Below are 13,661 nucleotides of genomic sequence, written 5' to 3'. Positions count from 1 at the left end.
TGATAAAGATGAAGGAAGTGATGTAGCAAAATTCTTGAGCCTACGAACAGAAACTTGATAAGGCGGTTAGGTGGGTGAGGTTGCATAACAAACTAAAGCCCAAAAGGTAAACGTAAATCGAAGTTGTAAATCAAGAGGTTGTGGATAGAAAGATTAGTGTCTTACCCTGGGAGACCCTACCCACATATCAAAAGATATGGTAGAAAAAGGTTTGGGGAGGGAGACAGATGAAGTTAAAGCAGGTGTAATAACCGAAGGACTGAAACGATTTATAGACAAATCGTTATTCATAATATAATACATAAGCCAGAAATCGGATGGATAAGAAAAGTGGGAACGTAACCGAGGAATATTATCTATATCTAGAGGGACGATGTGTATAAATTTTATAATAAACAGAGGAGTAACAACAATGAACTTAATTGAAATGATTACTACATAAGAGAACTTAAATCGAGCGTACAGGAAGATTGTTGAAAATAAAGGTGCAAGTGGGATTGATGATATAAGGGTAGAGGAACCAGGGGATTACATTAAGACTAATAGAGATGACATTGTAAACGCCATTAGAACAGAACCTACTTTCCAAAACCGGTGCGAAGAGTATATATACCAAAAAGCAATGGTAAAATGAGGCCATTGGGAATTTCAACTGCCCTATATAGAAGTTAAGACATATGGTATTGACTTTTATATTGATAAAACTTATCATTTACAAAAATGGAACTTATGATATACTAGTATTAAAGATTGGCAGAATATAAATACTTGTTCAAGGAGGTCGAATATGAAAATTGGTTTAATAGGACTAGGGAAAATGGGTTATAATTTAGCGTTGAATATGCATGATAAAGGACTAGATGTAGGTGCTTACAACCGTAGTAAGGCGCCGAGAGAAAGAATTAAAAATGAAGGTATTAGAACTTTTGAAGAAATAGAAGATATGATTGACGCTCTAGAATCTCCTAAGGTGGTTTGGATTATGGTTACAGCAGGTCCGGCGACAGAGGCCATTATTGAGCAGGTTGCACCCTTATTGTCACCAGGTGATATCATAGTGGACGGTGGTAACTCTAGGTACTCGGACACCCTTAGAAGAGGTGATCTACTAGAAGAAAAGGGTATCTACTTCGTGGATGCTGGAACGTCAGGTGGAACAGATGGGGCAAGATATGGGGCTTGTATGATGGTTGGTGGGGACAAAAGAGCGATTGCGATTTTGGAGCCATATTTCAAAGCCCTTAATGTTGAAGAAGGTTATCTGCACTGTGGAAAACGAGGATCAGGCCATTATATTAAGATGGTACACAATGGTATTGAATATGGAATGATGCAGGCCGTTGGAGAAGGACTAGAGATTATTAGAAGGTCTGAGTTTGATGTAGATTTTGAAAAGGTTGCTAATGTATGGAATCACGGATCTATAATTGCGGGGTACCTTATGCAAATGACGAAACAGGCTTTTGCAAATAATGGTATGTTAGAGGATGTTATTCCTCGTATTGATGCCTTAGGAGAAGGACAGTGGACTGTTGAGGAAGCCATAAGACTTGGTGTTTCAGCACCGGTTATTACTCAATCTCTATTTATAAGAAATGCATCTAAGGATGATGGTAAGTTCTCAGATCGTGTAGTTGCTGCACTTAGAAATGAATTTGGTGGTCATGAATTACATAAAAGGTAGGTGAACGTATGGAAAATCAAAAGGTAATATTTACCATATTTGGTGGTACAGGCAATTTGACATATTATAAACTGATGCCAGCTTTTTATCAACTATTCCTAGGTGGTCGTTTATTAAATGATATGACCATTATTGTACTTGGACGTAAAGATAAAGATACATCAATGTATAGAGAAGAAGTTAAAGACGTTCTTATGAAAAAAGTTTCAAACTTTAATGAAAGTGTATTTGTAGCCTTTAGTGCTATGCTTCAATATTACCAAATGAATTTCGAAAAGGCGGAAGACTACACAGAGTTTTACACCTTTATGCAGACTCAAAACTGTCCTAATCGAATTTTTTATTTGGCGACCGCACCTAATTTTTTTCCTATTATATCAGAACAGCTCAGGGATAAAAAACTATTAGATGTAAAAGGGTATGTTAGGGCCGTTTTTGAAAAGCCATTTGGATATGACCTTGATTCGGCAGAAAAAATTAATGATATTATATCTGATATCTTTGGAGAAGATCACATATATAGAATTGATCATTATCTTGGAAAAGAAATGATTCAAAATATTAATACCGTCCGATTCTCAAATCAAATATTTAGTGCAGTTTGGAATAAAGACTCCATTGACAATGTTCAGATTACGGTTAAGGAAAAAGATGGAGTAAAAGACAGAGGTGGTTATTATGATCAAGCCGGGGCTCTAAGAGACATGATACAGAATCACCTAATTCAGATATTGGCTCTTGTAGCCATGGAACCACCAAAGCGTCTAGATAATTATAGTATTAAGGAAGAAAAAGTCAAAGTCATTCAGAACCTAAATGTTCAAATGGATTTGGAAAGTCATAATGGACTTATATTTGGCCAATATGAAGGGTATAGAGAAGAAGTTAAGGTGGATCCGAATTCAAATACGGAAACCTTTGTTGCAATGAAATGCTTTGTAAATAGACCCAGATGGGAAGGTGTACCTTTTTACTTAAGGACTGGTAAAGCACTTGATGGCGGTGAAGCAAAGATTGTTATTGAATTTAGAGTGGATGGATTTGATACCCCTAGCAATACCGAGAGAATACCCAACTTATTAGTCATAAAAATACAACCGGATGAAGGTGTATATTTACGTATTAATACGAAGGAACCAAGAAGTGAAAGCAATCTATTATCCGTTAATCTAAGCTACTGTCAATCTTGTGATATTTTTTATAAATCACCGGATGCATATGAACGTTTGTTATTAGATATTTTAAACGGTGATACGGCTATGTTTACAGGATGGGAAGAAGTAAAAAGTGCTTGGAAACTCATTTCAGAAGTTACAGATAAATGTCCCACTAAATCTCCCTATTTGGATACTTATCCTAGGGGTTCAGATGGACCTGTGTCAGCCCATAATATGTTAAAAATGGATGGTCGACATTGGTGGCGCTTAGATGATCTGAATAATGATTTTGATTAGGATTGGAGATAAAATGAAGATATTTGATATATCTATGACCATAGAACCGAATATCATGGTTTATAAAAATTATGAAAGCAAAAAACCGATTTTTAGCAATGCTTCCAATTTCAACACCGGAAGCCACTATGAAACAGATCTTAAAATGAACCTTCATACAGGTACGCACATTGATGCACCATTGCATATGATTAGAGATGGTCTAACTATGGAACACTTTAACCTTAATCGCTTTATGACTAAGGTCAAGGTTCTTGATTTGACCATTGTATCGGATATGATCAAAACAGTGGATTTGAAAGAAAAAGAGTTAAAAAAAGGTGATTTCCTTCTGTTTAAGACAAAAAATTCATTTGAAGAACACTTTAATAAAGAATTTATATCTTTATCAGAGGATGGGGCAGCCTATTTGGTTGAACTGGGTATACAAGGTGTAGGGACAGATGGCCTAGGTATCGAGCGAGACCAACCGGAGCATGGCACCCATAAAAAACTTTTTAATGCGGATATCATGATTATTGAGGGACTGAGACTAAGGGATATTGAAGAAGGTATCTATGACATGATAGCCTTACCTCTTAAGCTTGCAGATGTTGAGGCATCACCTGCAAGAGTCGTTCTAATGAAGTAAAATAGATATATATCAAAACATAAAAGCGTCGGGCTTTCAATCATTTTTGTAAGCCGGATGCTTTTATATTTTGATGTCAGTGGTAACTAATGTTACAGATTAGTAAAGGAAGATAGATTATAATCATGATTAAAGGATTAAACTGAGCTATACTCCATTCACATAAATAGTAAGTGAAAGTTTAACGATATAGTTTAGGTGCCTCAACCATATATACACTATCACAAAGAAAGAAGGCGAGGATTATGAATACATATTTTGATATAAAAGATACCGTTTACAACATAACCCAAAAATATAAAGAAGCCATAACTTTATTGGTGTCAGTCGGTATTGAGCAAATGAAAGATATTGTCCAAAGAGAAACCATAGGAAAAACCATTAGCCTTGAGATGGTATTGCAATTAAAAGAAATCGATGTTAAAACTTTTGAGGAAAGATTGGTTGAAGCCATAGAAGAAAACCGCAAAGGTGTAGATCAAGGTCTAAACAATAGAGAAGTAAAAGATAATCCTATGATAAAAGTTGAAGGCGTTTTGCCCTGTCCTGTAAAAATACCTTTGTTAGAAGGATTAGAAAGTTGGCTAGGTAGTCAAGATGAGCAATGGGTCAAGGGGCTTGATTATAACTTTAAAGCTGCCTCTATGGGTGTTGACTGGCTTAAAGCCGCACTAGAAGCATCCACTTCTATTGATACAATTTCAGACTTATTTATATCGGCAGGATTTGACTTGTTTTTTGATCGACGATTGATGGGCAAATATAGAGCAGAAAATGCCTTTAAAGACTATACACCAATAAAGGCATATAATAAAGATTTTAATCATGAGGGGCTGAGGCTGAAAGATCCGGCAGGTCATTATGCCATGTTGGGAGTTGTACCGGCCATTTTTTTGGTGAATACATCAGAATTGGGGACAAGAAAAATACCAACGTCATGGAAAACGTTGTTAGCCCCGGAATATGAGAACTCTGTCTCTTTACCTATTGGCGACTTTGATCTTTTCAATGCTATACTGTTAAATATATATAAGAATTATGGTGAAACAGGCATACAAAAACTGGGAAAATCCTTGTTGAAAAGCATGCATCCATCCGAAATGGTGAAATCTCATAAAAAGAAATCCAATCGACCGGCTATTACAATTATGCCTTATTTCTTCACGAAGATGACAAAAGCAGGTGGGCCGATGGAGGTGGTATGGCCAAGAGATGGTGCAATAATTAGCCCGATTTTTATGCTGTCAAAGACACGTAAACAAAAAGAGCTTCAACCGATTATAGACTTCTTTTCATCCAAAGCGGTGGGAGAGATCCTCTCACATCAAGGTCGATTTCCAAGTGTACATCCTGAGGTAGATAATATGGTGCCAAAATCCAACCCATATATGTGGTTGGGTTGGGACTTCATCAATGACAATGATATAGGTCAACTTATAAAGAAACTTGAACAGCTATTTGATCATAATAGTGGTAGGAGGCAATTATGAATCTAGTAACCATATCAGGACCACCTTCATCAGGTAAGACATCCATTATATTAAAAACAATTCAAGCGGTTCAAAATCGGGGTCTAAAAGTAGGCGTGGTAAAATTTGATTGTCTTTATACAGATGATGATCAATTGTATGAAAAGGTAGGTGTACCTGTAAAAAAAGGACTCTCTGGCGCTTTATGTCCGGACCATTTTTTTGTCAGTAATATAGAAGAAGTCGTTCAATGGGGCAGAAGACAAGCCTTGGATTTGTTGATTACTGAAAGTGCCGGTCTTTGTAATCGATGTTCCCCCTATATCAAAGAGATTCAAGGAATTTGTGTTATCGATAATCTGTCGGGTATAAACACACCTAAAAAAATCGGACCGATGTTAAAATCAGCAGATATTGTTGTAATTACAAAAGGGGATATTGTTTCTCAAGCAGAACGAGAAGTGTTTGCCTCAAAAGTAAGTTCTGTTAATCCACAAGCCATCGTCATGCATATAAATGGATTGACCGGCCAAGGTGCTTATGAACTAAGTACACTCTTATATGATGAAAAAGAAGATGTACTCACAGTCAAAGGTAAAGAATTAAAATTTTCTATGCCTTCTGCTTTATGCTCTTATTGTTTAGGAGAAACACGTATTGGTGACGATTATCAACTAGGCAATGTAAGAAAAATGGAATTGGGTGATCAAAATGATGGATGAAAAGAAACTTAAGAATATGACTTTGGATGATTTATTTCTTCGTTATCCATTTGTAGGAACATATTTTGAAAATAATAAGTTGGATATTGAAGGTTTTGGTACAATGACCTTTGAAGAATATTTAGACCAATTTGATGAGGAATATATTGAAACATGGGCAATGGATAAAGAAAAGATTGAGAATGATCTTTTGGCCTACATTCTTCAAATGCTTAGTTTTTTAGGTTTAAAAGAAGAACAAAAAGTTAGGTCGATTACTATTTTGCCCGGGCAGGATAAAGTCGGTCAGAAAGAAGCGTTTAAACCCATCACGATAAGAAGTGGTGACATTGTTTCAATCGTTGGGCCGACCGGTTCCGGAAAAAGTAGATTACTTGCAGATATTGAATGGACGGCCAATTACGATACACCTACAAAAAGAGGTATATTAATTAACAATGAAGTAGCAGATACTAAATGGAGATTTTCTTCTAGCAATAAACTGGTAGCCCAATTGTCGCAGAATATGAATTTTGTCATGGACTTAACGGTTGAGGAATTTCTTGAGCTTCATGCAAAAAGTCGTATGGTAGAAAATGTGAATCAGGTTATTAATACCATATTAGAATCAGCTAATCAGTTAGCAGGAGAACAATTTATGAGGACAACACCGGTTACTGAACTTAGTGGTGGACAGTCTCGAGCCTTAATGATAGCAGATACGGCCATACTCAGTACGTCGCCCATTATACTGATTGATGAAATAGAAAATGCAGGCATTGATAGAAAAAAAGCGCTTAAGCTTTTAGTGAACAGTGAGAAAATTGTTCTTATAGCAACCCATGATCCTACATTGGCTTTGATGGCTGATCAAAGAATAATAATAAAAAACGGGGGAATACACAAAATCATATCAACGGATGATGAAGAGAAAAGAATCCTATCCGAGCTTGAAAAGCTAGATAAAATCGTTGGTAATCTAAGACATAATCTTAGATTGGGTAATAGAATTGACCAAACAATGTTTGTATAGTGAGAACACATAAAAGACAAAGTAGAAGTTTACACTATAGATGGTAACATAAGATACCGATTAATGTGTTTGGGTAGGTTATAATTTTATCAGAGTTAATCATGACAGATGGTTAAGGATTAACAAATCGGTAATAATAAATCAATTATATGGAGGTATTCTAATGAGTATGTTTTGTTATCAATGTCAAGAAGCAGCAAAAGGAACCGGATGTGAAGTTATAGGTGTCTGTGGTAAGGATGAGGAAGTATCAAATCTTCAGGATCTTTTAATCTATTCGACAAAAGGTATTGCAGATATAGTTGTAAAAAGTGGACTAGATGTGGCAAGCCTTGGAAAGATCAATAAGGTAGTAATAGATAGTTTGTTTAAGACCATTACCAATGCCAACTTTGATCCGGAAGCAATACGTGAACAAATAAGAGAAAATCTAGAAATAAGAGATGAATTAAGAAATGTAGTTAAAGCAGATTTCCACGATGCGGCCACTTTTACAGTAACAACAGACGCATCCATGGATGCTAAGGCGGTTTCAGTGGGTGTCTTAGCAACTGAGAATGAAGATGTAAGATCACTAAGAGAATTAATTATTTATGGATTAAAAGGGTATGCAGCTTATACCCAACATGCTTTAAACTTAGGTAAAGAGGATAATGATCTGTATGCATTTACATATGAGGCATTAGCAGCAACACTTGATGACACTTTGACAGCGGATGAATTGGTGGCATTAACAATGAAAACAGGAGAATATGGTGTGAAAGCTATGGCTCTTTTAGACGCGGCCAATACAACAGCTTACGGTAACCCGGAATTATCTAAAGTAAACATAGGTGTTAAAGACAATCCTGCAATTTTGATTTCCGGTCATGATTTAAACGACTTGGAGATGCTACTTGAGCAAACAAAAGGAACGGGTGTTGATATTTATACCCATAGTGAGATGTTGCCGGCAAACTATTATCCAAAGTTTAAAGCTTATGAGAACTTAGTAGGTAACTATGGTAATGCTTGGTGGAAACAAAAAGAAGAGTTTGCATCCTTTAATGGTCCAATCCTATTTACAACCAACTGTATAGTACCACCCAAAGGTGAAACTGTTAAGCGAATATTTACAACCGGTGCAGCAGGATTCCCAGGATCTACACATATTCAAGAAGATGAAAACGGCCAAAAAGACTTCTCACAAATCATAGAAATGGCAAAAACACTCCCATCACCTACAGAAATTGAAACAGGAGAAATCGTGGGTGGATTTGCACATGCGCAAGTATTTGCTCTTGCAGATAAAGTTGTGGATGCAGTCAAATCAGGTGCAATCAAAAAATTCTTTGTTATGGCAGGTTGTGATGGCCGTATGAAAGATAGAGATTATTATACTGAGTTTGCAAATGAGCTACCCAAAGATACAGTCATTCTTACAGCCGGATGTGCAAAATATAGATATAATAAACTACCACTTGGTGATATCGGTGGTATACCAAGAGTATTAGATGCCGGTCAGTGTAACGACTCGTATTCACTTGCGGTTATAGCTTTAAAGCTTAAAGAGATTTTTGAGCTTAATGATATTAACGAATTACCGATTGCTTATAACATTGCATGGTATGAGCAAAAAGCAGTCATTGTATTATTGGCACTTTTATCTTTGGGTGTTAAAAATATTCACCTAGGTCCTACATTACCGGCCTTTCTTTCTCCTAATGTTGCAAAAGTTCTTATTGATACCTTTGGCATAGCAGGTATTGGTACAGTTGAAGAGGATATAAAAATGTTTATGGCATAATATATCAAAGCCAGTATTTTATTCCTATAGGATGAATTTCAAAACAAAGCGCCAATTCATTTAAGTGAATTGGCGCTTTGTAAAATAGCGGATTACAAATTATCTTATAAGTGGCTCTATTGTAAATCAGCTATAGGTGTAATAATAATGCGCCGCACTGTTTCAGATAGATTATCCTGTTCTTCTTTGCTTAGCTGATTGGGATAGATTGGATCATGAACGATGATACGAACATGGTCTTTTGTGATGGCCTTTTTCGCCTCATACATCTTAAAAGACCCATCGATGGTGATAGGTACGATAGGAACACCGGCTTTAATGCCAAGCTTCAGACTGCCTTTTTTGAAATCGCCCATCTTATAATTTTTTGATCGTGTTCCTTCTGGGAAAATGACCAAAGTTTTACCATTTTTTAGATCCTCAACACCCTGTAATATGACTTTTAGAGACTGTTTTAAGTTACCACGGTCTAAGAAAAGACAACCCATAACACGCATCCAATGGCTAATGATTGGTACCTTTGATAATTCGATTTTTGCTACATAGGCTTTGGGCTTTGGCAAATATCCAAGTAATAAAGGAATATCATAGTTACTCTGATGGTTACTAACGTAAAGAACATTACCTTCCGGTATTTTTTGAAGATTCACTAATTCAACTTTACTCGAAGAAAGTGCAACCATAAAACGACCCCAAGATGCGGTCGTTTTATGAATATAGTCGTTTTGATGCTTTTTACTAAAAAGACCAATTAAGAGGTACCAAAGATAAGCAAATCCTGAAAGAAGAAGATATGAAACAAGTACGAAATAAAAAAAGTAAGTTCTAATCATGTTGTCCTCCAATAAAAGTTATTAAGCATTTGTACGATGAAGTGATAAATCCAATTCTGCTGCCTTAATGACCTCAGTTAGATTATTATAATCAAAATTCGCCTTGCCGACAAGTAAAGACAAGTCGCTTTTTTCATAATGGGTAAGCAATTCTTCGAAAGCATTCTGAATGCGCAGTAAAAAAATATTGACTTGACTTAGGTCAGTATGGTTTAAAAGCAGTAAAAAGGTATTGCCGCCATAACGAAAACACAAGTCATTGGATCTTGTATTGTTTTTCACAAGATGAGCTAAGGTTTTAATAAATGTATCCCCTGCCAGAACACCGTTTTTTTGATTAAAAGCTTTAAAATGATCAAGTTCAATTATAATTAATGTATGCTTATCCAGTTGATCATGCTGTATTTCATATAATCCTTGTAGTTGTTTGAGGCCGTATGATCGGTTGAATAAACCGGTCAATTCATCATACATGCTTTTTCGATTATAACTTCTTGTGACTTCAAAGTAGTTGGAAAAGAGGATATAAAAAATGACCAGGACTAATAAAATAACGATAAAGTATCTTAAGAATGTAAGCATATAACTAGAAGGACTATCATAGATTAAAGTGAAGGATAAAGGCCATCTGACCTTAATATACATAAGTATTACGGCATAAATTAGAAAAAGTGTAGGTAGAATGAACTCGCTTCTATACTCTACGAGTAGAAATGTAATTACTAAAAACAAGATACTAGAATAAGGCATAATCTTAAAGGCATTAATGGACGTCATCCATGCTATGGGAAAATATATAAAATCTAAAAAAAGAATAAATATGATTTTAATATAGAGGGGGTGTTGAACTTGATTTAAGAGTATAAAACAAGTTGGGCAAAATACAATAAAAACTATTGAAACAACTGTGGCGAGAGGTTCATAACCCCAAAAAATGCCTAAAAACAGAACTAAAAACCCTAGAAAGGAGAAGGCAATCAAAAGAAAACGAAGGACAACATACTGAATCTTTCCGTGTTTTTGGACACTAAAAAAAGAATTGTCACTATTCATATTATCTGACCCCCTTGTATCTATCTATAGTGAGAAGCATATATCTTACAAAAAGTTTATATCCTAATCATTATACCATAGTATAAAAAAGCTGCATATCCAAAATAGGCCTCAGATAAAAGAAAAATCATTGGCCATTTTATATGATTATGTGTATAATAGTTTAAGAATAAAGGTGAGGAGAAAAAAATGTTAGGAACTTATGTAAATGCGGGTGTCATTTTACTGGGAAGCATTATAGGCATCTTAGTGAAAAATGGACTTAAAGATCGTTATAAATGGATTGTTATGCATGGGGTCGGTTTATCGGTTTTATTTATCGGGATTGCAACAACCTTAAATGGAATGATGAATGGTGGGGAACCGATATTGTTTATTGTCAGCCTTGTCATAGGTGGTATATTTGGGGAGTGGGTTAATTTAGAAAAAAGATTAGAGCAACTCGGTCTCTTCCTGCAGAGTAAAGTCGGTAATGGTGAACACAATATTGCCCAAGGTTTTGTTACGGCAAGCCTTTTGTTTTGTGTTGGTACGATGGCTATATTAGGGTCACTCGAGAGTGGACTTAGAGGCAATCACGATATGCTATACGCCAAATCCGTACTAGACGGTGTCACCTCGATTATTTTAACATCTTCTCTTGGAATTGGAGTGATCTTCTCATCCCTATCCGTTTTGTTGTACCAAGGTGCGATTGTTTTATTTGCATCTCGATTAGAACCTGTATTGACAGGTGAAGTTATTCGAGAGATTTCCATTATTGGAGGTATATTGATTTTTAGTTTGGGTCTAAGTCTTTTAGAAGTAAAAAAAGTAAAAACGGCTAATTTGCTACCTGCAATTCTTGTTCCTCCAATATACTTTATGCTAATTTTACCATTAATTAAGTTGATTTTATCATAATGGCTGACCGTAAAATTATTTAGTACTGGACTTTTTTAAGTTCAGTATTTTTTTGCTTATTTTCACTTTTTTGTATATGGCTTCATAGGTTTCTTGATCCATATCAGAGATATAATTTTTAGGAAAATCTTTATGGACAATACCATTTTTGTGAAGGTACTCTATCGCCTTGTTATAAGCAATTGCTGCAGTTTCCATGTCTTTATAACGTCCAATAACATAATTTCCATGAATATTAAGAGTGGACTTGTAAGTGGGAGCAACCAAGGGACGCTCTAGTACGACACCGTAATATGGATTGATGATTTGTATATTATCATACCTTAAGTTATGACTATCACCATCTACAAAACGATGGTCACGACCAAGGACACTATGATTTTTAACACCATAGCGAGTCATTATATTGACTTGCATGCCATAATCATTAACAAAATAATAACCTTGACGTTTATGAATTTTATGATTTGCATAGTAGAAAAGATCTTGAATATCAAAAAGAAGCTCCTCGGAGTAGGAAATAAAATATGAAAAATAGTTTTTATGCATATAAATGGGTGTGGAAAAGTAATAATGATGATCTCTATAGTTCATAAGCACTACCCATTTGTGGAAATCTAAACACATATCTTCTTCATAGTCGTAAAGAGATAAACTTGGTGTATTAATAATTTCTTTGGCAAGTAAATAGCCATTATGGGCCTTGAAAGGGCATTCATAGCTACCAAGACTTATATGTCTTCCGCCATAAGTGATAGATGAACGGTAATAAATTTGACCATTTTTTTTAAAACTTTTATAAACACCTGTTAAAGATTCCATAGGCTTACTCCTTAGAAAATGGGTTAAATGCATTATAACATAATTTGATAAAGTTATTATTTAGACATATAAAAGACATGTATGAATGTCATAATGCCATTTTAACCATAATTAATGTAAAAAAAAAGAGAGAAAAATATGAAAAAACCTTGTTGATCATTTAATGAATGGTTTTATTGCGCTATAAATCAAGGACAAATTTAACAAAAAAAAAAAAACATATGTAAAACATACCAAAAATAATTAAATAATGCTTAAAAATTATTGTTTATGCACAGTTTAAATAACAGAATATTCTGAAAAATACAGGATAACCACCAAATCGATACTTATGATATTGACTATCAAAGTGAGGTCACCTATAATTCAGTAGTCACATCAATATAACACACTGACACTATTATTTCGATTATTAAGAGAAGTACAAAAGGAGTCTATTATGTTTAAACTGAAACATCTATTTGAAAGCATGTGGTTTGGCCACAAAAGCATTTCAAAAAAAGTATATACAACTGGCCTTATGATTTTTTCGGGCGTATTTGTTGTAGCGGTGGTGATGTTAAGTGTTAATGGATTTGCGAAGACAAAAACGATTGATCATATTGTTTTATATGAGACAGAAGACGATGATCAGAGTGAAGATAGGATTGAAGAGACAATAACTGTAGCTGAAACTTCAGAAGAATCCTCGTACGAAACCTTCGCAAGGTCCAGTGACAATGATGCATTACAAAATGAGGCCGAAGAGGCTGTAACCCTTGCGAAAGAAGATGAGCAAGACCGAGTATTTCAAACAGCAACAAATAACTTAGAAGAAAGTCAAATTAATTTGTTGAATCTGAAAGATTACACGGCTTTGATAAGGATTGTTGAAGCAGAAGCAACCAGTGAAGATTTAAAAGGGAAAATATTAGTTGCGAATACTGTAATGAACAGAGTTGCAAGTAGAAGGTTTCCAAATACTATCTATGAAGTTGTACATCAGAGAACAGGAAATAGAGCACAATTTTCCCCGATTGATGACGGTAGATATTTTAGAGTAACAATAAAAGATTCTACAGTCAAGGCTGTTGAACAGGCACTTAAGGGCGTAGATTATTCTAATGGTGCCTTGTTTTTTGTGTCGAAGTCATTGGCCAGTGAAAATGCCAGCAGCTGGTTTGATGATAATTTGACTTTTTTATTTCAACATGGTAGCCATCACTTTTATAAGTATTAGATAAAACTTAAACAGGATATCCTTAGGTGCGATTAGCCTATGGATATTTTTTAATACTTAAAAAGGCCTATTT

At 35.1% G+C, this 13,661-nt stretch carries 12 protein-coding genes and 1 pseudogene; 10 read left to right on the top strand and 3 right to left on the bottom strand.

Translation table 11 applies throughout. The annotated features are described in order from the left end of the window. Positions 1-469: 469 nt before the first annotated feature. The 8 genes and pseudogenes from AC6F8J_RS11560 to hcp form a co-directional block, all read left to right on the top strand. A pseudogene (locus AC6F8J_RS11560) lies at positions 470-654 on the top strand (group II intron reverse transcriptase/maturase); the annotation flags it as partial. An 88-nt stretch (positions 655-742) separates the two neighbouring features. Beyond that, positions 743-1,684, top strand: coding sequence for a phosphogluconate dehydrogenase (NAD(+)-dependent, decarboxylating) (gnd, locus tag AC6F8J_RS11555; protein ID WP_500723496.1), 942 nt, complete (start codon positions 743-745; stop codon positions 1,682-1,684). Positions 1,685-1,692: 8 nt separating this feature from the next. Beyond that, positions 1,693-3,138: a glucose-6-phosphate dehydrogenase gene (gene zwf / locus AC6F8J_RS11550; protein ID WP_500723484.1), complete on the top strand. Its 1,446-nt coding sequence runs from the start codon at positions 1,693-1,695 to the stop codon at positions 3,136-3,138. Between the two features lie 13 nt (positions 3,139-3,151). Then, on the top strand, positions 3,152-3,769 hold the full coding sequence (locus tag AC6F8J_RS11545; protein ID WP_500723483.1) for a cyclase family protein: 618 nt from the start codon (positions 3,152-3,154) through the stop codon (positions 3,767-3,769). 245 nt (positions 3,770-4,014) lie between these two features. After that, a complete protein-coding gene (locus tag AC6F8J_RS11540) occupies positions 4,015-5,259 on the top strand; it encodes an ABC transporter substrate-binding protein (protein ID WP_500723482.1) in 1,245 nt (414 codons plus the stop codon). Then, positions 5,256-5,960: a GTP-binding protein gene (locus AC6F8J_RS11535; RefSeq protein WP_500723481.1), complete on the top strand. Its 705-nt coding sequence runs from the start codon at positions 5,256-5,258 to the stop codon at positions 5,958-5,960. Before AC6F8J_RS11540 ends, AC6F8J_RS11535 begins: the two co-directional genes overlap by 4 nt. Beyond that, on the top strand, positions 5,953-6,972 hold the full coding sequence (locus tag AC6F8J_RS11530; RefSeq protein WP_500723480.1) for an ATP-binding cassette domain-containing protein: 1,020 nt from the start codon (positions 5,953-5,955) through the stop codon (positions 6,970-6,972). The genes AC6F8J_RS11535 and AC6F8J_RS11530 overlap by 8 nt, the downstream gene beginning before the upstream one ends. Before the next feature lie 163 nt (positions 6,973-7,135). After that, positions 7,136-8,758, top strand: a complete 1,623-nt coding sequence (gene hcp / locus AC6F8J_RS11525; RefSeq protein WP_500723479.1) for a hydroxylamine reductase — start codon at positions 7,136-7,138, stop codon at positions 8,756-8,758. Between the two features lie 116 nt (positions 8,759-8,874). Here the strand turns inward: hcp and AC6F8J_RS11520 are convergent, their stop codons facing one another. Further along, positions 8,875-9,591 carry a 1-acylglycerol-3-phosphate O-acyltransferase gene (locus tag AC6F8J_RS11520; protein ID WP_500723478.1) on the bottom strand — a complete coding sequence of 239 codons (717 nt, stop codon included), beginning with the start codon at positions 9,589-9,591 and terminating at the stop codon, positions 8,875-8,877. Between the two features lie 21 nt (positions 9,592-9,612). After that, positions 9,613-10,065 (bottom strand): diguanylate cyclase domain-containing protein, encoded by a 453-nt coding sequence (locus AC6F8J_RS11515; RefSeq protein ID WP_500723477.1) that lies wholly within the window; start codon positions 10,063-10,065, stop codon positions 9,613-9,615. Positions 10,066-10,833: 768 nt separating this feature from the next. Here AC6F8J_RS11515 and AC6F8J_RS11510 point away from each other — a divergent pair. Further along, complete coding sequence (locus AC6F8J_RS11510) at positions 10,834-11,547, top strand: DUF554 family protein (protein ID WP_500723476.1); 714 nt, start codon at positions 10,834-10,836, stop codon at positions 11,545-11,547. 15 nt (positions 11,548-11,562) lie between these two features. On the opposite strand, the gene AC6F8J_RS11505 is transcribed toward AC6F8J_RS11510, so the two are convergent. Further along, complete coding sequence (locus AC6F8J_RS11505; RefSeq protein WP_500723475.1) at positions 11,563-12,369, bottom strand: hypothetical protein; 807 nt, start codon at positions 12,367-12,369, stop codon at positions 11,563-11,565. Between the two features lie 439 nt (positions 12,370-12,808). Here AC6F8J_RS11505 and AC6F8J_RS11500 point away from each other — a divergent pair, with 439 nt between their 5' ends. Further along, complete coding sequence (locus AC6F8J_RS11500; protein ID WP_500723474.1) at positions 12,809-13,588, top strand: cell wall hydrolase; 780 nt, start codon at positions 12,809-12,811, stop codon at positions 13,586-13,588. The last annotated feature ends 73 nt before the right edge of the window (positions 13,589-13,661 follow it).

The organism is Petrocella sp. (assembly GCF_059865615.1).
This window is presented reverse-complemented; position numbering and strand designations above follow the sequence as displayed.